Origin of the sequence: uncultured Gimesia sp. (assembly GCF_963976445.1) — a bacterium.
Lineage (GTDB): Bacteria > Planctomycetota > Planctomycetia > Planctomycetales > Planctomycetaceae > Gimesia.
In genome coordinates this window covers 99,025-120,578 of the sequence record NZ_CAXBKP010000022.1, presented here as the reverse complement: position 1 = coordinate 120,578, position 21,554 = coordinate 99,025, and the positions used below count along the sequence as shown (strand labels likewise).

Below are 21,554 nucleotides of genomic sequence, written 5' to 3'. Positions count from 1 at the left end.
CCGTTTACGCAACAATACCAATTGAAACATGTTAGGGCTCGACAGTGCCATTCGTCTCTGACACCTTACTTCTTATTCACCAGAGAGGCTTCCACCACGGTGGCCAGAGATCTCGCGGTTGTGACTGAATAAATTCGATCCGCCCAAATCTTTGTTCCACAAGTTTGAATAATTCAATAATAGCTAACATATACTCTGATCCGATGAGATGTGATTCTGTTGTCGTATGAACAAAGAGATGAATACCATCCGACTCAAGAAAGATAGCAAACGTTTCATTCAAATTCTCAGTAACCACACTAACGATCTTGCTAAGAGCGGAGCTAAACTCTTCCCCAGTTTTCTCTAAGTCAATCTCAGTACCAAGCTGAGAACTGAACTCAAAAGTCCACATTGAGTGCCACATTCCATCATGCCCCCTAGAAACTGGAGGCCAGTTGTGGTTCACTAAATTTTCATCTTCGTATCCAGAGCTCATATTCACTTCTTGGGATCAAGGATTGTCCAAATAACCTCAGCATTAACCTCATCATATGCTTCAGGAAGAAATCGCCATTGTGGAGATTTAACACCAGGAAGCTCAGAAATTATAATTTTACGTTCTTTTACGAGTCGCTGAAATAGTGTCTCGTCAATTTCCCCTATCACAATTCGTCGGTCTCCTGGGCCCGCATGACGCAAAGACCATTCATAAGCATCCTGGATTCCAGGGCCCACGTTTTCAGGTGGTCCAATTGGATGGGCATCAAATGCGGTTCGTTGATTGTATAATCCCCCCCTAGAATGTGCGGCTGCAGCGGCAGCATCCAGTCCGTTATCCGTGATATTTTGAGCTGAACTTACATGCGTACCATGTGCAAATGCAACCTTCCTGCCACCTTGTGGCCCACTCGATATTTGATACAAATCAGGTTCACACTGTGCCATATTATGAACCAGCAGGCCGGCATCCGTGACGGAGTAGACGTGTTCGCCGGCGACTTCCAGGTTGTAAACTGGCTCTGGGCCGGCGCGGATTTCGATGGAGGTGATGCGGACGGTTTTCCCTACCGCAGAACGCAGTCGTTCGCCGGGTTGCAGTTGGTCGGAATGCACGAAGGCCTGGCGGTCTTCGCTCCAGATCGGATGCCCGGCGGTTACGCCGATCGGCTCGGTCTCCCCTACCACATAGATGTTGAGGACATTGTTCGCGATGTTCTTAAACGTCGAAAGCACCACCGGCCCGTCACCCGGATCAATGGGCGGACAGGCGGAAATCGACAGCACTTCCGCCGCGCCCACGACATACATCTCCGGCATGTTGAGCTCGATGACCGCGCCCGGTTGCGCCCGGTGCCGATGAATCCAGCTTAACGGCCGCAGCAGTTCCGCTTCAAAGTAAGTACCGTCCTCTTTGCGCATCCGCACCGATAACAGCCGCCAACCATCCGGCGTGGGATCAATGGTCGATTCCGTTTGATTCCGAATCGGATTCCGACCGACCACCCGCATGCCAGGCCGCATCTCCTGAATCGGCGTCGTCACCACCCGCGGCGGCGTGACAGCCGGGCTCAAAGCTGCCTGCGCAGAAGCCAGCATCGATGCATCGGCTCCGCCAACCAACCCGGTTCCCGCTTTCCAGAAACAGCACCCGGTTAATAGCAGGCAGCCGAAGATGGCTAGTTTACGAAAGAATTCAGACATGAAATCGATTCTTTAATTTGATGAGGAGATTTTATCCGCCAATAAATCAACCCCTCAATGGATAACACTTTATCAATAATCCTAGCGAAAGATCTCAAATAATTACTTTAATTCTCCTGACTCCTCTTTTTACCGATTGTTTGGTTTCCGGGGTTTAGTGCTTAGTATTTATCAGGTAAAGAAGGTGAGGAGAGACATAGTCAATCATCTTTTAGAAGATCCCAGAAGCCACTCAAGCCTACACCAAGCTTTATAAGTTGCACAGGATCTGACTTGAGGAATGAAACTACTCCGCTAATACAGTCAATCATGAAGTAGTCGCCTCCTCCATCTACAGCGAAAGGGAAATAATTATGAGGAGTAAGTTGCATTTGGGTAACTAGCCTGTGATACGATTGAACGGCTGTCCCATTCCCCGTCATAGATAGTAGTGGAAGAGTTCTCGATACGACCGTACTTATTCGAAGTTCATCATTTTCAAGCACGTATGGCTCCGGCTCCGCGCCATTGTGCTTGAGGAACAATTCTCTAAGTTCGGCCGGAAACTCGAGGTCAAGGTTGCGCTCAACGGTTTGAATATCTGATTCAGACAGGGGCTGATCGGGGTTCACAAAGTGCATTCGGACACATCCATTTTATTGAAACCACATAGATTCGAACCAAGAGTCCAAGAGAGCTTCGCGTATTGAATTATTCTGATCATACTCGATCCCGCTAGCAGCCTTGAATTGACTTACGCCACCAGGATGAGGATAAGTCGCCTCATGCGTAGTACGCTTCACCAGTTGCATAGTTCCTGTATTTGTGAGGGGATCGTAGTCGTCAAGATGGTGCCAGGTGAAATCGGTACCATTGAGTTTTGGTGGTTTCTGTGATGTACCAAAGCCTGCTGCCTCATTGGCCATTGCGAAGTCATGCCTTCGAGAACCTGTGTACTGGATTTTTACAATGTTTCTCTGCCCAGATTGGACAGGATATAGATCCGGCGAATTTGAAAAATCTACACCACCTCTAGAATTACGAGTAACACCAGTAGGCAGTCCTCCCCCTGAGGCATTTAAATCAATAACCCTCCCATCAGGTAAACCGATTTCTGTGACAAGATCACAAGGCGTCATGTTATGAACGAGCAGGCCGGAATTGGTGACGCTGTAGACGTGTTCGCCGGCGACTTCCAGATTGTAGACGGCTTTGGGGCCGGCGCGGGGTTCGATGGAGGTGATGCGGACGGTGCGTCCGAGGGCCGATCTTAGTTTTTCACCCACACTCAGTTTTTCGGAATGGACGAACGCCTGTCGGTCTTCACTCCAGATGGGATGCCCGGCGGTGACGCCGATCGGTTCGGTTTCCCCTTCCACATAAATGTTGAGGACATTGTTCGCGGTGTTCTTAAACGTGGAAAGCACCACCGGCCCGTCGCCCGGATCAATGGGCGGACAATCCGATATCGACAGCACCTCGGCCGCGCCTACCACGTGCAGTTCGGGCATGTTTAATTGAATCGTCACACCGGGTTTCGCACGGTGTTGACTGATCCAGCTTAAGGGACGCAGCAGTTGGGCTTCGAAATAACTACCATCCTGTTTCAGCATCCGCACTGAAATCAGCCGCCAACCCTCCGGCGTGGGATCAATGGTCGATTCCGTCTCCAGCCGAAGCGGATTCCGCCCGACCACCCGCATTCCAGGCCGCATCTCCTGTATCGGCGTCGTCACCACCCGTGGCGGTGTGACACCCGGGCTCAAAGCCGCCTGCGCAGAAGGCAGCATCGACGCATCGGCTCCGCCGACCAATCCCGGAGCCGCTTTCCAGAAGCAGAACCCGGTCAACATCAGGCAACCGAAGATGGCTATTTTTCGAGTGATTTCAGACATGAATACGATTCTTTTATTATAAGAGCTTTTATTCTGTTGAGTCTGTTTCAAAGTTTAAGATTGTTTCTGTCGATGAATATCGTTCTATGTGTGAATCAAATTATCGATGGATCGCCCCAGGCTTTACCAGTCATGCGCATTCAAGAGTGAGGTGACATGTCGTCGGTGCGAGCAATTCGTTACCTTCAAAGTAATCCAAATGCAGATGCGCATTATTTGTGACATCCTCGTCGAAGAAGTTCAGAAGCGACTGCCCTAGTTTGACGAATGCTTGCGTGGATCCTGACAAGCACAGCCATTGTTTACAAATCGCAATCGTCAGTAACGTGTCGCTATTGGTGGTAGTAAGTTCCAATCGGAGGCCTCGCAATACCTCAGGGTAGTACTCATCACCTTCTCCGAACCCCTCAACATCGCAAGAGTTACCCAGAACTTTCAAGGTCTCGCCGAGGTCGCGGTATTCCTCTGGTTCCCCGCTAATCTGTACTTCGGGTTCGTCATTATCACCATCGTACGCCACTCTCATCTGTAGCACTCCACAGTTCTAAAAATCGTCTGAAATAATGGTCGTTGGATCAATTGGGAAATGCGGATCTTTCAAGGCGGCGCTTTTCTGAATCACACCATCGATTTGGGTCTGCAGATTCAAATGTGGACCCAGTTTGCGTACGTGCGGCGAACTTGGGTTCAGATCAAAACCGACTCGCTTGGTGATCTTCCGACCTTGGCTGTCAATCGCTTCTTGGATGAACTGCACACCAGTCTTACCATCAATTGCCCGGATAGGTGTGCCTAAATCCATGAAGTCGGCAGCTCTACCGAGAGCATCGTCAACGCTCAGTCCCCTGTTTGGGACATTTATTGTATTAAACTGACTAACAAGGTGATTGCTCGAATAAACGTCAATCGTGGTGGAAAGATCTTCGCATCCGATATTATGCACCAGCAGGCCGGAGTTGGTGACGCTGTAGACGTGTTCGCCGGCGACTTCCAGGTTATAGACCGGTTCGGGGCCGGCGCGGATTTCGATGGATGTGATGCGGACTGTTCTACCAAGTGCCGAGCGCAGGCGTTCGCCGGGTTGCAGCTGGTCGGAATGGATGAAGGCCTGGCGGTCTTCGCTCCAGATCGGATGCCCGGCGGTGACGCCGATCGGTTCGGTCTCCCCTTCCACATAAATGTTGAGGACATTGTTCGCGATGTTCTTAAACGTAGAAAGCACCACCGGCCCGTCACCCGGATCAATGGGGGGACAATCCGAAATCGAAAGCACTTCCGCCGCGCCCACCACATACATCTCCGGCATGTTGAGCTCAATGACTGCGCCCGGTCGCGCACGATGCCGACGGATCCAGCTTAACGGCCGCAGCAGTTCGGCTTCAAAATAAGTGCCGTCCGGTTTGAGCATCCGCACCGACACCAGCCGCCAACCATCCGGCGTGGGATCAATGGTCGATTCCGTTTCAATCCGAATCGGATTCCGACCCACCACCCGCATCCCAGGCCGCATCTCCTGAATCGGCGTCGTCACCACCCGCGGCGGCGTGACAGCCGGGCTCAAAGCCGCCTGCGCAGAAGGCAGCACAGACGCATCGGCACCATCAATCAGCCCCGCTCCCACTTTCCAGAAGCATAAACCGGTGAAAAGGAAGCAAGTGAAGATCGCTAGTTTTCGCGTGATTTCAGCCATAAGTACGATTCACTATTCCACGAGTAGTGTATATCCTGCCGGATATTTCCTCATTTGAAAAAGAATACCTAATTGCCGTTCCAGAGACTCGTGATTCGATCAGAGTGTACTGATTCTTTTATCTGTCTGCTAATTCTCATCTCCATACTCTTTGTTAGGCGTACTTCATAATGATTTGTTTTCAACTCCGGCACACATATGGTTAATTTGCAGGTTTCATAATAGTTTTCATTTCGTTCGATATTTAACTAGAACATAACTATCGCCTGACTTGGAATCTGAAATTGATTCAACTTCCCCCCATGAAAATCGATATGGTTCTAAACCAAGATCTGCGTTAAGGATCTTATCATGTTTGGTTTTCTTTTCATGTTCTTCATTTTTTGACCAAGATGACCAGGTAGATTCCGGCGATTTCAGATAAATTATCACGGTCGAGAGCCGGTCATTGGAAAACGAAAGGTTAAGCCCAATTTGAGAGGCTGTAACTACCTGAAGCGTCACATAGTCATTATTCTTGATAAGAACTTTTGAGCTTATACCAAGTGTTGATTTTGAAAAATTGCTCAAAGTAGTTGATGGACTTACCCGAACATTCCCAATTTCGATTTCTCCATTCACTTTATTAATCATAAATCTACTTAAGTGGGATACTATACAAGGGACGTAGATACTTTGAGTAATTTTCAATAACGATTTGAGGAAGGCCTCCTGTACCATGTTGTGGATTAGCAAGTGTTCTACCAAATGCAGCTGGTATATCTTCTAAAACCTCGTATGCTGTTACACCTGGACGATATCCATACTGTGGGTGCGGAGACACTTGGAGCCCTTGAAATAACTTCTCAGCACTACCTTCCGCTCGCCTTATCGCACTCGATGTTGTGTAAAATTCACTTTGACCAGGAGCACCTCCATAAATTACCTTGCCTTTCTTAAGAGTAATATCTCTATATGTATCAACCCCAGTATAAGTTCCTTTACCTTGAAGGCTTTCTGCAAAATCACTCGCAGTTTTTTTTGATGTAACTGATGTAGATAACGTATCAAACTGACTGACAAGATGGACATAAAAAGGTGTCAGGAACCTTTTTCTGTTTTTTTATTTTCTCAGGCTAGAATAGCAGGGCCTCAGCATCGACTATCTAAACCGTTTTCGATACTGAGGCTCTGGTGAATTCTAATGTCTTGACTTTAATCAACCAACGTCACATCCAGTGTGATGTCGGCATTGAATAGTTTTGAGACGGGGCAGCCGGCTTTGGCCATGCCTGCCAGCTCATTTAGTTTGTCGGCATCGGCGCCGGGGACGCTGGCTTTCAATGTCAGATGCACGGCGGTAATCGCGAAGCCGCCATCGACCTGATTCAACGAGACTTCTGCTGTCGTCTCCAGCTTGTCAGCCGTGAGGCCGGCTTCGCCCAGAATCATGGAGAGCGCCATTGAGAAACAGCCGGCGTGCGCGGTACCCAGCAATTCTTCGGGATTGGTTCCCGGCTGATCTTCAAATCGGTTGGAGAACGCATAGGGCAAATTGGTTAACGCACCGCTCTCTGTGGAGACCGTCCCTTTACCATCCTTCAGTCCACCCTGCCAGACTGCTGATCCTGTTCGTTTAATGGTCATTTCAGACTCCTTTATGTTTAATGGAAACTTTTGTTAACACAGACCCTGTCAGCTTACTTAATTCGCTACATGATGTCACGCATCAGACGGGAAAGGCTTCGAGAGAGCAGGGGGCGATAGCGAATGTTGTGAGGCGCTTGTGGCCGTTCTTGCTTTTTTCAAGGCATAAATTGAAAGCGGCCTTCAAATCGAGTAGTCTCATATGCTGGTCGTTTCTGTTTTACCCCAATGATCTCCTGCAATCGGTGGAATGTGTTATGTTGTTGAATTCCAAGTTCCTGTCAAAGTTGATCTGTTGTGTTCTCACAATGGCTGTTGTGAGTTTCGCCTCCAGCATTGTGTTTTCTGCTGAGAAAAATGCTGAGAAATATAAAGAGAACCCCGGCACAAAAGGGAATGGAAATTTCGTGGTTGGTCCCGAATATAAAATCGCCCCGGATCTTACCGATCAAGGCAATCCCAAAGGGAAGAGTTTTGAGTTTTCCATGCCGCTGGCAGACAGCAAGATTTTTCCCGGCGATGATAAGACGCTCGATTCTAAAAAGCCCGTGCGCGAAACACGTAAGATTTTCGTCTACGTACCCGCCGCCTACAAGGACGGAACGAAGGCACCGATTCTGGTCACTCATGACGGGCCGAGCCGTATGGATCTGGTTCGCAATGCATTGGATAATCTGACCATCTCAAAGGACCCGGAACGCAAGTTGCCGGCCTTCATTGTGATCGGCGTGCAGAACGGCGGTAACGACGGCAAGGGGAGCGAGCGCGGCTTGGAATATGATACGATGTCCGATCGCTTCGCCCGGTTCATTAATGACGAAGTCCTGCCGGCCGTGCTGAAGAATAAGGAGATCCGAGCCGCCTATCCCCATATTGCGTTTACAGAAAATCCCTGGGGCAAAGCTGCGATGGGCTGTAGTTCCGGCGGTGCGGCTGCACTGACGATGGGCTGGTTTCGTCCAGATTTATTTCGTCGTCTGATTACGTATTCTGGTACGTTCGTTGATCAACAGGATGATGATGCACCCGAAGAAGCGAAGTACCCCCTCGGTGCGTGGGAATATCATTCCAGTATGAAGCTGATCGAAAACAGTGATAAGAAACCGCTGCGAATCTTCACGCATGTTGCCGAAAATGATCTGCGCGCCAAAGATCCGGAGTCCACCTATCACAACTGGGTGATGGCCAACGAACGGACGGCCGCGGCTCTCAAGGCCAAAGGTTATGACTACCGCTATGTCTTTAGTCGTGGCACGAGACACTGTGATCGCAAAGTGTTCGAACAAACTCTGGCCGATACACTGATCTGGACTTGGCGCGGCTATCAACCTGAGTAAGGAATGTGAAGAAGGGGGGCGGCAGAATTGTTCCACCTCCCCCCTTAATCTAATTCGATAAACCTCGACCAATCTCTCTTCCGCTCAGCTTTTCTCGAAGACGAGGGTTGGGGTATTTTCTCCTTCTTCGACGGTCACTTTGACGTCGCTGGTGGCCTCATTCCAGTATTTCTCTGGTACTGAAGTGTCAATTTTGACGGCCATAGGCTGTTCATCGGCATTGCCATCCCCCTGTAGCTTCGGAGCGAGGTAAACCACATAGGTTCCTGCTCTGACTTCTCCGTCGACGGTAAACGTCCCATCTGCGGCTACCGGAGCGGTATAGGCTTGTCCCGAGGAGTTATCCATAAACATCAGCACCGCATTCGCATTAAATGGGCTGTCGCCGATCTTTGCGGTCCCGGATATCGTTCCGGTTTTGAACACTGGCTCAGATGGCCCACAGCCGCTCGTAAATACTGCGACAAACATCAGGGCAATCAGGAATCCATACTTTCTCATGGTGATCTCTTTCTTAGCAGACTTAGCAGAAAATGAAATACGTCAAGCGAGACACAAGGGCCGTCCAACGCGAGGCCGAGAGTGTCTAAAGCGGATTAGAACTCTCCCACGGGGACTCTGTCATAGCGCACGCAGAGTTGCTTAAGCGTGGTGAAGTCGATGTTTTCGGAGATAAAATGAACGCTTCCGTCGCCCAGCAAGACATGTATTCCGCCAGTGTGTTCCGAGTTGATCACGGTGTTATTACGATATTTCGTGTCAGTGGCACCGCCTTGAATAATATTTGAGTTCGGGGCGAATCGGACGCAGGTTGTGCCGGCCGACCACAAGTCTGAACAAGAGGACCCGCTGACCCGGGAGTCATTCCGCGCCCCATGCCATCCACCGTAGTAATTGGCAGTCAGGTTTTTCCCGTCCACCTCTCCTGACTGTTCGGCTACCATGATCGTGTTCGAAGATCCGTCAACGATTTTTGCGATCGTAATACATTCATTCGAGAATAAAGTACCATTATCGCATGACCAGCCATGGCCACAGTCACGCGTTCCCTTGTCGGGGTTGCTCCCGGGGATGGGCCGCGCAGCGCCCTGAATTCCAGCGTAATGATGGTTGAGACCTCCGGTCGAATTATTCCCCCCTGTATCGAACGGGTCGAGAATGCTGGAAGGGCACAGGAATATTGGCAATTTTAAGCCGATCAACACTTCATTGCCGGTGTAGGAATTTCCGTTGAAGGTCGCGGCTGTATTGTCAAACGTCAGTTGGTTGTAGACCGTTGCTTGATCCATGTAAGGCAGAATCATGGTTCGCCAGTTTGTCCCGTCGCGTAAAGGCCAGGCATTGTTAGTCATTCCGTAATTTCCCTGCGGGAACGTGCGATGGGTATCGTGGTAGTTGTGCAGTGCCAGCCCAATTTGCTTCAGGTTGTTTTTACATGTACTCCGGCGGGCTGCCTCGCGGGCTTGTTGTACTGCCGGTAAGAGTAGCGCGATTAGGATGGCAATGATCGCAATCACAACCAGCAATTCAATTAATGTAAATCCATACTTTCTTGACTTATTCCTCATAACTCACTCCTGATAAAAAAATAAAACATAGTAATCAAAGTTTAGATGAGTGCATTTAAGGATTAAGTGTATACCTACGAATGTTAGGAAATCTAGAGGAATCTCCATGCAAGACGTTATATTTCTCAAGTAAAGTTTCAGGGTCAACGACGTAAATCGATATTTTGCAAGGTGTTTTGGTAAACGGTTACAGCAGTTGCCTGGAGTTATGTTTAATGATGTTCCTGTCCTGAGATCGTTCCTCTGACTTGGAAAACGCGATCTGAACTTGGACCGGAATGAACAGTCAGCATCGCTCCGCCGCCAATTGGCAAGTTGATCGCGGCCGTTTTGGACAGAAGTTACCAGGTGTATTTACGAGTATCTATGTGTCTATTGTTCTTTCGGCCGTATTTGTAGAACCTGGTCGAGACTGATTTATAGCAAGGGGACCGCTGTTAACCATCTGGTTGGTCTGGATTCAGATATGAGCCCGTTAGGGTGAATTTTATCCCGAGTGCAAGCAACACACGGCCATTTGGCTCTGGTTGATTTGCCCGCTATTTTGTGTAGCTGCTACAGAAGTAACAAAGAGTAAAGGCGGTCAGGATGGGCATCGATGCCTCTCACATCTGATTTTAAGGTTCATAGGAAATGTTCCTTCCGAATTCCTGGTTTCCGCGCAACTTCCGCGTTGATGGACTGATCCTAGTCTACGCATTTTGTCGAAATACAGTCTATGTTTATGTTGTTTTGCGGTGTTGTTTTGCGGTGTTGTTTTGCGGTGTTGTTTTTAAAGCCGGTCTGGGTTCGGTCTGGGCAAAGAGATTGTCGAAGTTGATATCTGACGAGGTGTGAGCTGAATCGTAGCGGCGCGGGTTTGAAGAGAGGTGGTAGATCTCCTGTGGGTGATGTCACCATTTTTTCTGGATCTTGTCGTGTGGTACAAGTCTGTCATAGATGATCTGGTACGAAAGCCGGAATCCAAAGGCGCTAAACGAATGAAGATTCCATCTGATCCGATTGAACAGTTGCGAGAGTGTATCAATAAACTCGATGCTTCAGCTGCTGCTGAGTTAAACAGTGCATTGAATGATGTTCAGAGATTTGTTTCGCATCAGCTTCAGGAAACAAACAGGCTGCCTGAGCCTCAGTCGGATGCGATGGTTCACTCAGCTGAGATCATTTCTGAGTTGGCAGAGACAAAAGCGCGCCTGGAAACTGTTCGTCTTGAAGCGGAATCGGCAACAGAAGAACCGCTGCATCTGAGCGCTTTTGGCAAAATTCTTGAGCAATCTCTTAACGAAATCTATATTGCGGATGCAGAGACATTCCGTTTTGTGCATGTGAATCATGGGGCACAGGAAAACATCGGTTATACGATGGAAGAGCTTCGGCAGCTGACGCCGCTTGATATCACACCAGAGCACACGCCAGACAGTGTGGGGAAAATGCTGGCACCATTGTTCGATGGGACAATGGATAGTATCGAGTTCGAGACCGTGCATCGTCGCAAGGACGGTTCACTCTATCCGGTGGAATTACATGTTCAGACTTCGACGTTTGGCGGTCGCCCTGTGTTTGTTGCGTTCGTTGTCGATATCTCTGAACGCCAACGGCAAGCGTCTCTGGCAAAGAGTCGGAAACGAGTTTACAAACAGATGGCATCGTCCGTGCCTCTCGAAGAAGTCTTGGAGACGATTGTAAATGGTGTAGAAGCTTATTATCCCGAGATGAACTGCTCGATTCTTCTGCTGGATGAGGACGGCCAGCGCCTGGTGAATGGAGTCGCACCCAGCCTGCCGGAATTTTATACCAAAGCCGTAGATAATTTCAAAATTGGTCCCGCGGCGGGTTCCTGCGGCGCAGCAGCATTCCATAACAAGCCGGTTTTTATCGAGAATGTATTAGAGCATCGGAATTGGAAACCGATTCGAGAGTTGGTTGTGCAAGTTGGCTTTAAGGCGTGCTGGTCCGTGCCGATTCGATCCCGCAATGGAAAAGTGCTCGGCACATTTGCAATGTACTATCGCTCGCACCGCTTGCCAGAAACCGATGAACGCGAGTTGATCGAAACGACGGCTTATCTTGCGGGGATTGCTATCGAACGGTTTCAGTCGATCCTGCAGCTTCAACAGTCGATGGAAGCTGCCGAAGCGGCAAACCATTCTAAGTCTGAGTTTCTTGCGAATATGAGCCATGAGATTCGAACTCCGATGACGGCCATTCTCGGCTTCACAGATATTCTGCTTGGCGAATTGAAGCGACCGGAGGATGTTGAGGTGGCACGGACGATCCATCAAAATGGTGAATACCTGCTAAATCTGATCAACGACATTTTGGATTTGTCCAAGATCGAAGAGGGAAAACTTGATGTGGAATGGGTTGACTGTTCCCCGCAGGCAATCATTGCCGACGTTTACTCGTTGATGCAAGTGCGGGCGATGGCCAAAAATATTCCACTGGAAGTCCGCTTTGATGGCCAAATTCCTGAGATGATTCACACAGATCCGACTCGGTTGCGGCAGATTCTTATCAATGTCATTGGAAATGCAATCAAGTTTACGGAAAAGGGATCGGTCCAGCTGGTCACACATCTGTTGCATGAATCGGGGGGCGAACAATATATTCGATTCGACGTGATCGACACAGGCATTGGCATCAATGAAGACAAGATCGAGAAACTCTTCCTGCCGTTTACACAAGCTGATAGCTCAACAACGCGACAGTATGGTGGCACTGGTCTCGGCCTTGCCATCTGTAAACGACTACTCGAACTTTTGGGGGGCACGATTTTAGTGTCCAGCGTAATGGGAACGGGCAGTACGTTTTCGATTACCGTCCCCACCGGTCTATCAGACAAGTTGCGACTGGTTGATGACTCGATCAAATCGGTCGAAGACAAAATCGAGACCAATTTGTCTGGTGAAACGGAAACGGAAACGGAAACGGAAACGGAAACGGAAACGGAAACACGTCTCGATGGTTGCCGCGTTCTTCTTGCCGAAGATGGACATGATAACCAGCGTCTGATTCGCTTCTTTATGAAGAAAGCCGGAGCAGAGGTGACTGTTGCCGATAATGGACAGGTCGCCGTTGATCTGGTGGCGAAAGCTAATTCAGAAGGATCTCCGTTTCATGTGATCTTGATGGACATGCAGATGCCTGTGTTGGACGGCTATCAGGCAACAAAGCAACTGCGAAAGGCTGGGTATTTCGGCCCGATTATCGCCTTGACCGCGCATGCGATGGCAACAGACCGACAGAAATGTCTCGAAGCCGGGTGTGACGATTACTCTGTCAAACCGATCAACCGCATGAAGCTGATTAAATTGGTCTCTGAATACGCCAGTCAGCAGGAACGTGACCAGACACATTAAAGAAGTCATTAGAGATCCCGGCAGTGATCTGACGCTATGCAACAAAAGCCACTTTTTCCGGAATCGCATTCGAGGTTTTGTGCTCTTTTCGAATTTTGTGGACGAGTCCTGCGACTGATGAGGCTGCTTGAGAGTGGTCAACGGTTTTTGTGATTTCAAAAGACCCGTCATGGATGTTTAAGCAGAACTCTCCAAAAAGTGATTCATGACTAATGAAGTCGGGAAAGAACTGAAACCAGTAGTTCGGTTCTTCCCGCCTGATCAGATTTGCTTTGTGATGAAATGCACTCATGGGATTGGATGTCTGGCTACTTTTGATCCTGTTCGATAGGCATCTGTTTTCCGGTAGCAAGATCAATGCCTGACCATTTTCCGAGGGTTGTTCCGAAGATGTAGAAGCAGCTTCCCTGTTTTGTTTTGACAGAGGCCGTTATCGCGTTATCACCGACCTGCAAACGAGCCTTGCTTTCTGGCGGGAGTTTCAACCGTGACCAGACTCCTGCTTTGGCAGAGTAGGCATAGATCGATTGGCCGAGCTGACAGGCCGCCATGTTCCGTGAGACCGTTGGTTCTACCTTCTGATCGGGTTCGACTGAAATCGCAATTTGGTCCCAGGTGTTTGTCTGCATGCTGTAAGCCATCAGTTTATCCCGCGACTGGGGGCTCACCACAATCAAGTCGATAGACTGGATGATAACGGGTTTTTTCGCAGTGGTTTGAGCATTGTCTTGTGGTTTGTCCGCCGCCAGGGTCAAACTGGTGCTGAATATGCTGAAGACGATTAAAAGTGATGCAAATGCTGGCATGGTTTGATTCCTTATCTGTCAAGAATTGACGCCGTCGAACGAAGGAGATTCTGAATCGGCCTGCATTGTAACGCGTTTCAGAGCGTCTGCAAAATCATCCTGCGATCTTGTTGAGGCATTTCCCGCAGAAGGGGCCGCCGTTGAAACGTCAGTAAGAAGAGAAAACAAAAACGGTGCAATCAGAAATAATTTTCTTGCTATTTCGTGTTAAGGTTTAGATACTAAACAGATCTTTGCTTAATGAAATCATAACATTAAGTCGCGCTCTGCAACGAAGAAGACGTTTTCCTCATTTCTCTTGGATCTAAGCGATTTTGCCTGTGTCTCCGCTCAATTCTGTAGTGGTTTTGTGCTGCGCAAGTTTCTGAAAGGAAAGCTTATGACACGGATGATGTCAGTAGCAACTCTTACGGCAATGGTCGTCATTGGCGTTGGTTGCAGCGAACGCGCCTCAGATATGCCCGAGCTGGGGCAGGTTCACGGAACCGTCACGTTGGACGGGAAACCCCTCCCCGGCGTGAATCTTTACTTCGAACCGGAAAAAGGGCGTTCCTCGATGGCTCAAGTGAATACGGACGGTGTTTACGAAGCGCTTTACCTGATTGATGAAAAGGGAGTCAAGCTTGGGCCGTGCACCGTCCGGGTCGAACGGGGGATTCACGGGCCCGCGCTTGTAATACCTGCAAAGTATGGCTCCCAAAGTGAACTGAAACTGGATGTGAAACAAGGTGGCAACACTTTCGATATCGAAATGAAGTCCAAGTAAAGAACGCCGTGGCGATTTATTTATGCGCTTTGAATTTGCAGTTCGAGATTTATTTTTTCAGGAGAGCCGATATGAAAAAGATTCGAATAAAACAAACGCGTGGATTTACGCTGATTGAATTATTGGTTGTGATCGCGATCATTGCCATTCTGATTGCGCTGCTGTTACCGGCAGTACAGCAGGCGCGCGAGGCCGCCCGACGGTCGCAGTGTAAGAATAACATGAAGCAAATCGGTCTGGCCATGCATAACTACCATGACGCCTACAACACGTTTCCACCGGGGTATATCACCAAAAACCCGTGCAATTCCGCAACGGTCTGGTCTGGTTGTAATCAGGGGGAACTCGGGATTTATGGCTGGGGGGCATCCGTGCTGCCTTATATCGATCAGGCTCCGCTCTACAATATACTTAATTCGGGAAGTGTGACGCTGGATCAAAACCTGGCGAATGCGACCGTGCGTCAAGCGTTGCAATCACCGATCCCCGTTTTTCTCTGCCCGTCTGATCCGGGGCCGAACCTCAATGATTATACGTCGGCTTCCAATAACTATAATTTCAATGTGACCGATGGTACCAACGCCTACCAGATCGCTCGTTCGGATTACGTGATGATGGCTAACGCCTGGGACAGTACCACGCCTCCCGCGTATCCAGTTCAGTATGGTCCGGCTCATGGGGTCGGGTATGCTAACTCGAGTGTTCGTTTTCGCGATATTACTGATGGGAGCAGTAACACAATTCTGGTCGGCGAAAGAGCCTATGTCTACAAGGGGTCGAATAAAATTGGTGGCGCTAACGTGATCGGCTTCTCTGGGGCTAATAATACGCAGAGCAGCAGTTACGCCCGGAAGGGGAACGGGATGGCTGTGATTGGTCTGACGTATAATGGGATCAACGCGGTAGCGGGTGCCGAGCATGACGTACGTGGTTTCAGCAGCAACCATGTTGGTGGCGCCCACTTTGTGTTCTGTGATGGTTCGGTTCACTTTTTGAGCGAGAATATCGACTACAAGAAAGGGACACTTTCAGGCAGTACGACTGGTGCCCAGTTGTTGTTAATCAATTCGACATTGCAGCGACTTGCTTTACGTGATGATGGACAGGTTGTGGGAGAATACTAAAAACGGCTGTGGCGTTCGCTCGCAGTAGCCCTGTTCGGGCCCGTCTTCCAGCCAACTGGTTGGAAGACGGTGGCTGACTGCAAAGTTCGGTTTTGAGTGGTGAAATGGCAAATATGTAGATATGCTGATTCATTGCCGAGAGCAGAAACTTCAGTTGAACCGAGTCTGAACTTTTTCAGGGAGCCAGATTGATGGGCCGTTTAAGAATCACTGTGTTTGCTGTAGTGAGTTGTGTTGGTGTCTCGCTGGTACTGGCTGAGGCTCCGAAAAAACAGACGGCGGAAAAAGAGAAAAAGTATCAGTACAAATATGAGCAGATTGCGATTCCCGAAGCGAGTGCGGACGAGCCGATTCGCCGGGAGTTTTCGCTGGCACTGGCGGACCAATATCTGGAGCAGGGGGCGGTAGCCTGGACGAAGCAACGGAAATGTGTGAGTTGTCACACGAATGGCCTGTATCTGTTTTCCCGCCCTGAGCTAACGCTGGAGCTGGGGCCGCCTGCGGTGGAGAATCGTGATTTCTTTATCGCGGAATTACGCAAGCTGAAAGCGATGGACCGGGAAAAGCAGCTTAGCGGGATTCGGCCAACGCAGATGGCGTATGTCGCGACGGGGCTCGCGGAATGGGATCGTCATGTCAGTAAGAGGCTGTCGCCGGAAACCGAGGAATCGCTGCGGTTCATGCTGAGTCTGCAGTCGAAGGATGGGAGCTGGGGCAATACGGATTGCTGGCCTCCTTTTGAATCAAGCAACTATCAGGGAGCAACCGTGGCGGCGCGGGCACTCGCTTCTGCACCGGGGTGGCTCGAAAGTTTGCAGGATTCGAAATTGAAAGCGGGCGTAGACCGACTGATCGCTTATTTGCGGAACACCGAACCCGCGCATGATTATGGTCGTTTGCTGTTATTGTGGACGGCCGCGCAATACCCGGATTTATTGAGTACTGAGAAAAAACAGGCGTTGATCAAGATGGTTCGGAAACATCAGCTGCTCGATGGTGGCTGGTCGATTCGAACATTTGCGGACCCGGAAGCCTGGGGCAAAGGGAATCGGGCCGAGAAACTACGCGATGAGCCCGAGTTTGATAAGACTACCAAGGCATGGCAGAATCTGGCCAGCGACGGGCATCAGACCGGGTTGGCGATTCTGGTGTTGCGTGAGAGTGGCGTGCCCGCCGACGATCCGCAGATTCAAAAAGGAATCAACTGGTTATTGACGCATCAACGGGAGTCGGGCCGCTGGTGGACGCGGTCGTTGAATACGGACCGTTGGCATTTTATTACCTACAGTGGGACGCTCTATCCGTTGTTGGCGCTCAAGAAATGTAATGGCTTACCTCCCTTGAAGCAGACTACGGCAAGATAGCAGTTTACTATTTCGGGCTTGCCGGCGGCTGACTCGCCTGCCACTTTTTGAACTGGGGGGAAGCCGTGAACTTGTCAAAGTTTTCCAGTTCACTGAGATCGAGGTCTTCGTATTCAAAGCCGAATTTGGTTTTTAAAGTATTCAGGTGTTTGATTGTGTCGTCGAAATTATTCTGCATTACCGAGATGTTGATCAGATGCAGATAAGGCTGCAGCAGATCCGGTTCAATTTCGGATGCCTTGCCGGCGTATTTTCCGGCTAAGTTATAATCCCCCATTTCGATCAGGATGCCGGCTCGGACGGAGTAGAGATAGGGGTCGACGGTTTTAATAGCAGCCGTCAGACGATCCAGGCTATCCAGAGCCTGATTGTATTCTTTGGTCAGGGAGAAGTACTCGACGCTTAAGAGTTCTGCCGCCGGATCGTTGGGATGGTGTTTCCGGTAAGCACCTAAAACGGACAGATATTTTTTTGGATTCTCTTTTTCGATGGTGTTTTGCGCCAGGAAGAGCAGCACGGTCTTTTCCCCTTTGAACTGACTGGGCAGTTGCTGATAGGCCTGAAAGGGGGCCGTGTTTTCCTCAGTGGGCGTGAGGAAGTCGTAGCGTTTTTTCTGATTGATAATCCGACTCTTTTCCTGGTCGGTGAGTTTATCCTTCACGCTGAGATGGGCTTTATAGATTTCCGGCAGGTAGAGTCGCTGCAGGGACTGCGAGATGAATTCGCCCGTGGATAAGCTGTCGAGGTCGATAATTTTCAATTTGCCGGACTGCTGTTTTTCAACAATCAGGGCCTGATAATTCAGGGTCCAGTCGGGGCGGAGGAACCGGAAGACGACTTTGTACTGGTCCTGCTCTTTGCGCATGGCCAGGAAGCGATAGTCGGCACCATTGCCGACTTCTGCGAGGATTTCGGTGTCGATACCCTGGTTATTTTCAGTGTAGGCGGTTTCGAGTTGCTGGCGGACGGGTTGAATCGCCTGCTTGATCGCTGGGTTTTGTTCGTATTCTGCTAAAACCCGATCGACGAATGTTTTCCAGTCGAAGAGTGCTCGGAATTTCACAGCATCCTGTGAGTTGGCTGTATCCTGGATCTGTTTGCCAAACGCCTGCAGTTCCTGGGGCGTCATTTGCTGGGGCGCCGCTGCGGCAGAAGTGCCTGGGGCCAAGAGGGAGCTGGCTGCAGGGAGGGTGAGTGTGAAACTGGCGAAGTTTCGCAGAAATTGCCGGCGAGCAGGGGATTTGAGACGATGATCCATCATGGCGATTCTCGATTTCCTGAGGAATTAGCACAACAATGTGTGTACTGATGTTTTATGTTGTGGGAACAATATGGAAATATCATTTTTGATATCGTCTGTTCGGTGCCCTGTAGCTTGACAGTTGTTTTGAAAATTGCGTAGTATGTTCGATTCCTGTCAGAAAAGTCGGCCAGAGTGGTCTCCGTGCGCTTACAGGATGGTTGTTTAACGCTAAGTTGTGTTTTAAGTGTTGTTTAAGTTAAGTTAGGTGTTTTAAGGCGGTCTTTTTTATGGCAGTTCCTAAAAGACGGATGTCTAAATCCAATTCTCGTAAGAGACGCAGTCACAATGGTGTCAAAGCGGCTAAGCCGACCTATTGCTCCCAGTGTGGAACCGCGTCCCCTTCCCATGCCATTTGCCCTCACTGTGGTTTCTATCAGGGGCGGACCATCGTTGATTCTGAGGATTAAGCATCAATGCGGATTGCACTGGATGCAATGGGGGGAGATTTTGTCCCCGAACCGAACATAACAGGAGCCATTTCCGCATTACAGGCAGATTCTGCGCTGAATGTGGTCTTGGTGGGTCCTCAAGATCAACTCGAATCTCAGATTGAAGCTTCCGGCTATTGTGGCGATCGTTTATCGATCGTGCATGCGAGCCAGGTCGTTGGCATGGAGGAGAAGCCAACGGACGCGATGCGTCAAAAGCCTGATAGCTCGATATCAGTCTGTTGGAAGTTGATGGCGTCCCGCGAGGTCGATGCTATCGTGAGTGCCGGTAATACGGGGGCTGTGGTCGCATCGGGATTGAAAACCCGGTTGTTTTTGAAGGACGTAAAGCGTCCCGGAATTGCAGTGACTTTGCCGACCCTTGCCGGTCATGCCGTCCTGATGGATGTCGGGGCGAATCCTTCTGCGCGTCCTTCGCACCTTTATCAATATGCCGTCATGGGTGAAATCTATGCCCGCGAAGTGCTGCGTATTGAATCTCCCAAAATTGGGCTGATTAATATCGGTAGTGAAGACGTTAAGGGAAATGATCTTTATCGTGACACCTATCGCCTGTTGAGTGAGAGTCCTTTGAAAGACAGCTTTGTCGGAAACGTCGAAGGTCGTGGGCTCTATCAGGGTGAAGCAGATGTCTTGATCTGTGAGGGGTTTGTCGGGAATGTCGTGTTAAAGGTCAGCGAAGGGATGGCTGATTTCCTGATGAAAGAGGCTTCGAAGCATATTCTCGGCAGTCTCGACACCGAGCGGGGCAAAGCCAAGCAGGCCTTTCAGGATTTGGGAAAACGGTTTCGGTATCATGAAACCGGCGGGGCTCCGTTATTGGGCATTGATGGGATTTGTATCATTTGCCATGGTTCGAGTGATGCCCATTCGATTTCCAATGCTTTGAGGGGGAGTGCCATGTTCAAGGATCGTGGCATTAATTCTCAGATTGCCGAGCATCTGGCTCAGAAGCCCGTAGCGTAAACCCGACATTATTAAATTAAGCGCAGAATAAATAGAGGGATCGACCTGTGAGCAGAATCGCTTTTTTGTTTCCCGGCCAAGGGGCTCAGCATGTTGGCATGGGCAAAACAATTGTCGAAAAGTATCCCGCCGCCCGGGAGCTGTTTGATCGTGCTGCTGAAATACTCCAGTACGATTTAGCTAAGCTTTGTTTTGAAGGGCCCAGTGAAGAGCTGGATTCGACGGTCATCAGCCAGCCAGCTTTGTTTGTGACGAGTCTGGCGGCGTTGGAAATGCTCCGCGCAGATTCACCTGACAAAGTTCTGGCGTGCGAGATGGCGGCTGGATTAAGTCTGGGCGAATATACGGCGCTGGTGTTTGCCGGTGCGATGAGTTTTGAAGATGGCTTACGTGTGGTACAGCGTCGCGGGGAAGCGATGCAGGCTGCGGCTGACGCGAATCCTTCGGGCATGGTCAGTATTCTGCTGCTGGATCGCGAAAAAGTGGCTGAGATATGTCAGGCCGCTTCTTCAGCTGGAAAAATCTGGATTGCCAATTATTTATGTCCCGGAAATATTGTACTGTCGGGCGAAAATAGTGCTTGTGAACGGGCTGCCGAATTGGCTGAGCAGGAAGGCGGTCGTGCCATTCCTCTGGCGGTGGCAGGTGCATTTCATACAGAAATTATGAAGCCAGCAGACAGTTCGCTGTCTGAGGCACTGGCCGGTGTGGGGCTGAAAAAACCGGAAATTCCTGTGGTTTCGAATGTGGATGCGGAAATCCATGAAGATCCGGACGAAATCCGCGAATTGCTGATACGCCAAGTGATCAGTCCTGTTCTCTGGGAAGATTCCCTGCGGAAAATGCTGGATGCTGGTTTCGATGAATTTTATGAAATCGGTCCAGGAAAAGTTCTGAAGGGATTAATGAAACGCGTCAATCGCAAGATTTCCTGCGAGACGGTCAACGATTCATAAACAGCGGTTTTTCGGGGGCATCTCATTGCCCGGAGCTCGCAAGCATAAGGCCGGTGGTGTCGTCTGTGCATTTTGGTGGTTTGTCCGGTCTTGATCAAATCTATCGACATGTGCTACAACAACTTACGAAGGGTTGCTGAAGAAAATTTACGGGAACTCAAATTCGTGTGTTCCGAGACTGGTAAACGCAGCCCAATCAAATTATGAGAGAACTTTGGTGGATTAGACAAGACTCATAATTCTTGTCTCATTTTAAGGTTTACATAATTAGGGAAACTGGATATATCTCGCTACCACTAATTGGTAAATCCATCCAAGTTGGTTTGGTTAAGATGTTTCCAGCCATACAATAGTAAAAATAAATCACTAAGACGGTGAAGGAGAAGAAGAGTGTCAATTGAAGAAAAAGTGGTTGGTATCGTGAGTGAGCAATTGGGCCATCCAAAGGAAGATATTACGCTGGAAAGTAAATTCATCGACGATTTGAAGGCCGACTCTCTCGATATCGTAGAGCTTGTTATGGAATTTGAAGACGAGTTCGATGTTACGATTCCCGATGATGATTATGACAAAATCAAAACCGTAGGCGATGTAGTTGGTTATATTACCGAGAAAGCCAGCTGATCAGACGCAGGCACTACTTCGTTTCTGTTTCCGGTGTTTTGATTTCATTGAGTCCTGTC

The 21,554-nt window shown here is 49.5% G+C and carries 22 protein-coding genes; 9 read left to right on the top strand and 13 right to left on the bottom strand.

Annotated features, from left to right (window positions below):
* Positions 1 to 76 precede the first annotated feature (76 nt).
* The 8 genes from AAC022_RS20640 to AAC022_RS20605 all read right to left on the bottom strand — a co-directional run bounded on the left by AAC022_RS20640 (position 77) and on the right by AAC022_RS20605 (position 6,873).
* Positions 77 to 478: a hypothetical protein gene (locus AAC022_RS20640; protein WP_339733991.1), complete on the bottom strand. Its 402-nt coding sequence runs from the start codon at positions 476 to 478 to the stop codon at positions 77 to 79.
* A 2-nt stretch (positions 479 to 480) separates the two neighbouring features.
* Entirely contained in the window at positions 481 to 1,683 is a 1,203-nt protein-coding gene (locus AAC022_RS20635) for a polymorphic toxin-type HINT domain-containing protein (protein WP_339733990.1), read from the bottom strand.
* Between the two features lie 200 nt (positions 1,684 to 1,883).
* Positions 1,884 to 2,303: an SMI1/KNR4 family protein gene (locus AAC022_RS20630; RefSeq protein WP_339733989.1), complete on the bottom strand. Its 420-nt coding sequence runs from the start codon at positions 2,301 to 2,303 to the stop codon at positions 1,884 to 1,886.
* A 15-nt stretch (positions 2,304 to 2,318) separates the two neighbouring features.
* Positions 2,319 to 3,557 carry an HNH endonuclease gene (locus AAC022_RS20625; RefSeq protein ID WP_339733988.1) on the bottom strand — a complete coding sequence of 413 codons (1,239 nt, stop codon included), beginning with the start codon at positions 3,555 to 3,557 and terminating at the stop codon, positions 2,319 to 2,321.
* 130 nt (positions 3,558 to 3,687) lie between these two features.
* Positions 3,688 to 4,083, bottom strand: coding sequence for a hypothetical protein (locus AAC022_RS20620; protein ID WP_339733987.1), 396 nt, complete (start codon positions 4,081 to 4,083; stop codon positions 3,688 to 3,690).
* An 18-nt stretch (positions 4,084 to 4,101) separates the two neighbouring features.
* A complete protein-coding gene (locus AAC022_RS20615) occupies positions 4,102 to 5,247 on the bottom strand; it encodes a polymorphic toxin-type HINT domain-containing protein (RefSeq protein ID WP_339733986.1) in 1,146 nt (381 codons plus the stop codon).
* A 228-nt stretch (positions 5,248 to 5,475) separates the two neighbouring features.
* Entirely contained in the window at positions 5,476 to 5,880 is a 405-nt protein-coding gene (locus AAC022_RS20610) for a hypothetical protein (RefSeq protein WP_339733985.1), read from the bottom strand.
* Between the two features lie 561 nt (positions 5,881 to 6,441).
* Positions 6,442 to 6,873, bottom strand: coding sequence for an OsmC family protein (locus AAC022_RS20605; RefSeq protein ID WP_339733984.1), 432 nt, complete (start codon positions 6,871 to 6,873; stop codon positions 6,442 to 6,444).
* A 257-nt stretch (positions 6,874 to 7,130) separates the two neighbouring features.
* On the opposite strand from AAC022_RS20605, the gene AAC022_RS20600 reads away from it, so the two are divergent.
* A complete protein-coding gene (locus AAC022_RS20600; RefSeq protein ID WP_339733983.1) occupies positions 7,131 to 8,210 on the top strand; it encodes an alpha/beta hydrolase-fold protein in 1,080 nt (359 codons plus the stop codon).
* An 84-nt stretch (positions 8,211 to 8,294) separates the two neighbouring features.
* On the opposite strand, the gene AAC022_RS20595 is transcribed toward AAC022_RS20600, so the two are convergent.
* Positions 8,295 to 8,711 (bottom strand): hypothetical protein, encoded by a 417-nt coding sequence (locus AAC022_RS20595; protein ID WP_339733982.1) that lies wholly within the window; start codon positions 8,709 to 8,711, stop codon positions 8,295 to 8,297.
* Positions 8,712 to 8,806: 95 nt separating this feature from the next.
* Positions 8,807 to 9,778: a DUF1559 domain-containing protein gene (locus AAC022_RS20590; protein WP_339733981.1), complete on the bottom strand. Its 972-nt coding sequence runs from the start codon at positions 9,776 to 9,778 to the stop codon at positions 8,807 to 8,809.
* Between the two features lie 980 nt (positions 9,779 to 10,758).
* Between AAC022_RS20590 and AAC022_RS20585 the strand changes: the two genes are divergently transcribed.
* Positions 10,759 to 13,137, top strand: coding sequence for an ATP-binding protein (locus AAC022_RS20585; protein ID WP_339733980.1), 2,379 nt, complete (start codon positions 10,759 to 10,761; stop codon positions 13,135 to 13,137).
* Positions 13,138 to 13,171: 34 nt separating this feature from the next.
* Here AAC022_RS20585 and AAC022_RS20580 read toward each other — a convergent pair whose 3' ends face one another.
* Both AAC022_RS20580 and AAC022_RS20575 read right to left on the bottom strand, forming a co-directional pair.
* Positions 13,172 to 13,429, bottom strand: a complete 258-nt coding sequence (locus AAC022_RS20580; RefSeq protein ID WP_339733979.1) for a hypothetical protein — start codon at positions 13,427 to 13,429, stop codon at positions 13,172 to 13,174.
* A gap of 16 nt (positions 13,430 to 13,445) precedes the next feature.
* Positions 13,446 to 13,943 (bottom strand): hypothetical protein, encoded by a 498-nt coding sequence (locus tag AAC022_RS20575; protein ID WP_339733978.1) that lies wholly within the window; start codon positions 13,941 to 13,943, stop codon positions 13,446 to 13,448.
* Between the two features lie 379 nt (positions 13,944 to 14,322).
* Here AAC022_RS20575 and AAC022_RS20570 point away from each other — a divergent pair, with 379 nt between their 5' ends.
* The 3 genes from AAC022_RS20570 (at position 14,323) to AAC022_RS20560 (ending at position 17,197) form a co-directional block, all read left to right on the top strand.
* Positions 14,323 to 14,709 (top strand): hypothetical protein, encoded by a 387-nt coding sequence (locus AAC022_RS20570; RefSeq protein WP_339733977.1) that lies wholly within the window; start codon positions 14,323 to 14,325, stop codon positions 14,707 to 14,709.
* 71 nt (positions 14,710 to 14,780) lie between these two features.
* The gene (locus AAC022_RS20565) at positions 14,781 to 15,833 is read left to right on the top strand and encodes a DUF1559 domain-containing protein (RefSeq protein ID WP_339733976.1); all 1,053 of its coding nucleotides are present in this window, start codon (positions 14,781 to 14,783) and stop codon (positions 15,831 to 15,833) included.
* 191 nt (positions 15,834 to 16,024) lie between these two features.
* Positions 16,025 to 17,197 (top strand): prenyltransferase/squalene oxidase repeat-containing protein, encoded by a 1,173-nt coding sequence (locus tag AAC022_RS20560; RefSeq protein WP_339733975.1) that lies wholly within the window; start codon positions 16,025 to 16,027, stop codon positions 17,195 to 17,197.
* A gap of 7 nt (positions 17,198 to 17,204) precedes the next feature.
* Here AAC022_RS20560 and AAC022_RS20555 read toward each other — a convergent pair whose 3' ends face one another.
* The gene (locus tag AAC022_RS20555; RefSeq protein WP_339733974.1) at positions 17,205 to 18,458 is read right to left on the bottom strand and encodes a hypothetical protein; all 1,254 of its coding nucleotides are present in this window, start codon (positions 18,456 to 18,458) and stop codon (positions 17,205 to 17,207) included.
* A gap of 269 nt (positions 18,459 to 18,727) precedes the next feature.
* On the opposite strand from AAC022_RS20555, the gene rpmF reads away from it, so the two are divergent.
* The 4 genes from rpmF to acpP all read left to right on the top strand — a co-directional run bounded on the left by rpmF (position 18,728) and on the right by acpP (position 21,495).
* A complete protein-coding gene (gene rpmF / locus AAC022_RS20550) occupies positions 18,728 to 18,907 on the top strand; it encodes a 50S ribosomal protein L32 (RefSeq protein ID WP_339733973.1) in 180 nt (59 codons plus the stop codon).
* A gap of 6 nt (positions 18,908 to 18,913) precedes the next feature.
* Positions 18,914 to 19,915, top strand: a complete 1,002-nt coding sequence (gene plsX, locus AAC022_RS20545; RefSeq protein WP_339733972.1) for a phosphate acyltransferase PlsX — start codon at positions 18,914 to 18,916, stop codon at positions 19,913 to 19,915.
* 47 nt (positions 19,916 to 19,962) lie between these two features.
* The gene (gene fabD / locus AAC022_RS20540; protein WP_339733971.1) at positions 19,963 to 20,871 is read left to right on the top strand and encodes an ACP S-malonyltransferase; all 909 of its coding nucleotides are present in this window, start codon (positions 19,963 to 19,965) and stop codon (positions 20,869 to 20,871) included.
* Positions 20,872 to 21,261: 390 nt separating this feature from the next.
* Positions 21,262 to 21,495, top strand: a complete 234-nt coding sequence (acpP, locus tag AAC022_RS20535) for an acyl carrier protein (RefSeq protein ID WP_145306926.1) — start codon at positions 21,262 to 21,264, stop codon at positions 21,493 to 21,495.
* Positions 21,496 to 21,554 lie beyond the last annotated feature (59 nt).

What these genes read in the sequence shown, in the direction of transcription:
- AAC022_RS20640 (WP_339733991.1), bottom strand. Translation starts at nt 478, where the DNA reads ATGAGCTCTGGATACGAAGATGAAAATTTAGTGAACCACAACTGGCCT.
- AAC022_RS20635 (WP_339733990.1), bottom strand. Translation starts at nt 1,683, where the DNA reads ATGTCTGAATTCTTTCGTAAACTAGCCATCTTCGGCTGCCTGCTATTA.
- AAC022_RS20630 (WP_339733989.1), bottom strand. Translation starts at nt 2,303, where the DNA reads ATGCACTTTGTGAACCCCGATCAGCCCCTGTCTGAATCAGATATTCAA.
- AAC022_RS20625 (WP_339733988.1), bottom strand. Translation starts at nt 3,557, where the DNA reads ATGTCTGAAATCACTCGAAAAATAGCCATCTTCGGTTGCCTGATGTTG.
- AAC022_RS20620 (WP_339733987.1), bottom strand. Translation starts at nt 4,083, where the DNA reads ATGAGAGTGGCGTACGATGGTGATAATGACGAACCCGAAGTACAGATT.
- AAC022_RS20615 (WP_339733986.1), bottom strand. Translation starts at nt 5,247, where the DNA reads ATGGCTGAAATCACGCGAAAACTAGCGATCTTCACTTGCTTCCTTTTC.
- AAC022_RS20610 (WP_339733985.1), bottom strand. Translation starts at nt 5,880, where the DNA reads ATGATTAATAAAGTGAATGGAGAAATCGAAATTGGGAATGTTCGGGTA.
- AAC022_RS20605 (WP_339733984.1), bottom strand. Translation starts at nt 6,873, where the DNA reads ATGACCATTAAACGAACAGGATCAGCAGTCTGGCAGGGTGGACTGAAG.
- AAC022_RS20600 (WP_339733983.1), top strand. Translation starts at nt 7,131, where the DNA reads ATGTTGTTGAATTCCAAGTTCCTGTCAAAGTTGATCTGTTGTGTTCTC.
- AAC022_RS20595 (WP_339733982.1), bottom strand. Translation starts at nt 8,711, where the DNA reads ATGAGAAAGTATGGATTCCTGATTGCCCTGATGTTTGTCGCAGTATTT.
- AAC022_RS20590 (WP_339733981.1), bottom strand. Translation starts at nt 9,778, where the DNA reads ATGAGGAATAAGTCAAGAAAGTATGGATTTACATTAATTGAATTGCTG.
- AAC022_RS20585 (WP_339733980.1), top strand. Translation starts at nt 10,759, where the DNA reads ATGAAGATTCCATCTGATCCGATTGAACAGTTGCGAGAGTGTATCAAT.
- AAC022_RS20580 (WP_339733979.1), bottom strand. Translation starts at nt 13,429, where the DNA reads ATGAGTGCATTTCATCACAAAGCAAATCTGATCAGGCGGGAAGAACCG.
- AAC022_RS20575 (WP_339733978.1), bottom strand. Translation starts at nt 13,943, where the DNA reads ATGCCAGCATTTGCATCACTTTTAATCGTCTTCAGCATATTCAGCACC.
- AAC022_RS20570 (WP_339733977.1), top strand. Translation starts at nt 14,323, where the DNA reads ATGACACGGATGATGTCAGTAGCAACTCTTACGGCAATGGTCGTCATT.
- AAC022_RS20565 (WP_339733976.1), top strand. Translation starts at nt 14,781, where the DNA reads ATGAAAAAGATTCGAATAAAACAAACGCGTGGATTTACGCTGATTGAA.
- AAC022_RS20560 (WP_339733975.1), top strand. Translation starts at nt 16,025, where the DNA reads ATGGGCCGTTTAAGAATCACTGTGTTTGCTGTAGTGAGTTGTGTTGGT.
- AAC022_RS20555 (WP_339733974.1), bottom strand. Translation starts at nt 18,458, where the DNA reads ATGATGGATCATCGTCTCAAATCCCCTGCTCGCCGGCAATTTCTGCGA.
- rpmF (WP_339733973.1), top strand. Translation starts at nt 18,728, where the DNA reads ATGGCAGTTCCTAAAAGACGGATGTCTAAATCCAATTCTCGTAAGAGA.
- plsX (WP_339733972.1), top strand. Translation starts at nt 18,914, where the DNA reads ATGCGGATTGCACTGGATGCAATGGGGGGAGATTTTGTCCCCGAACCG.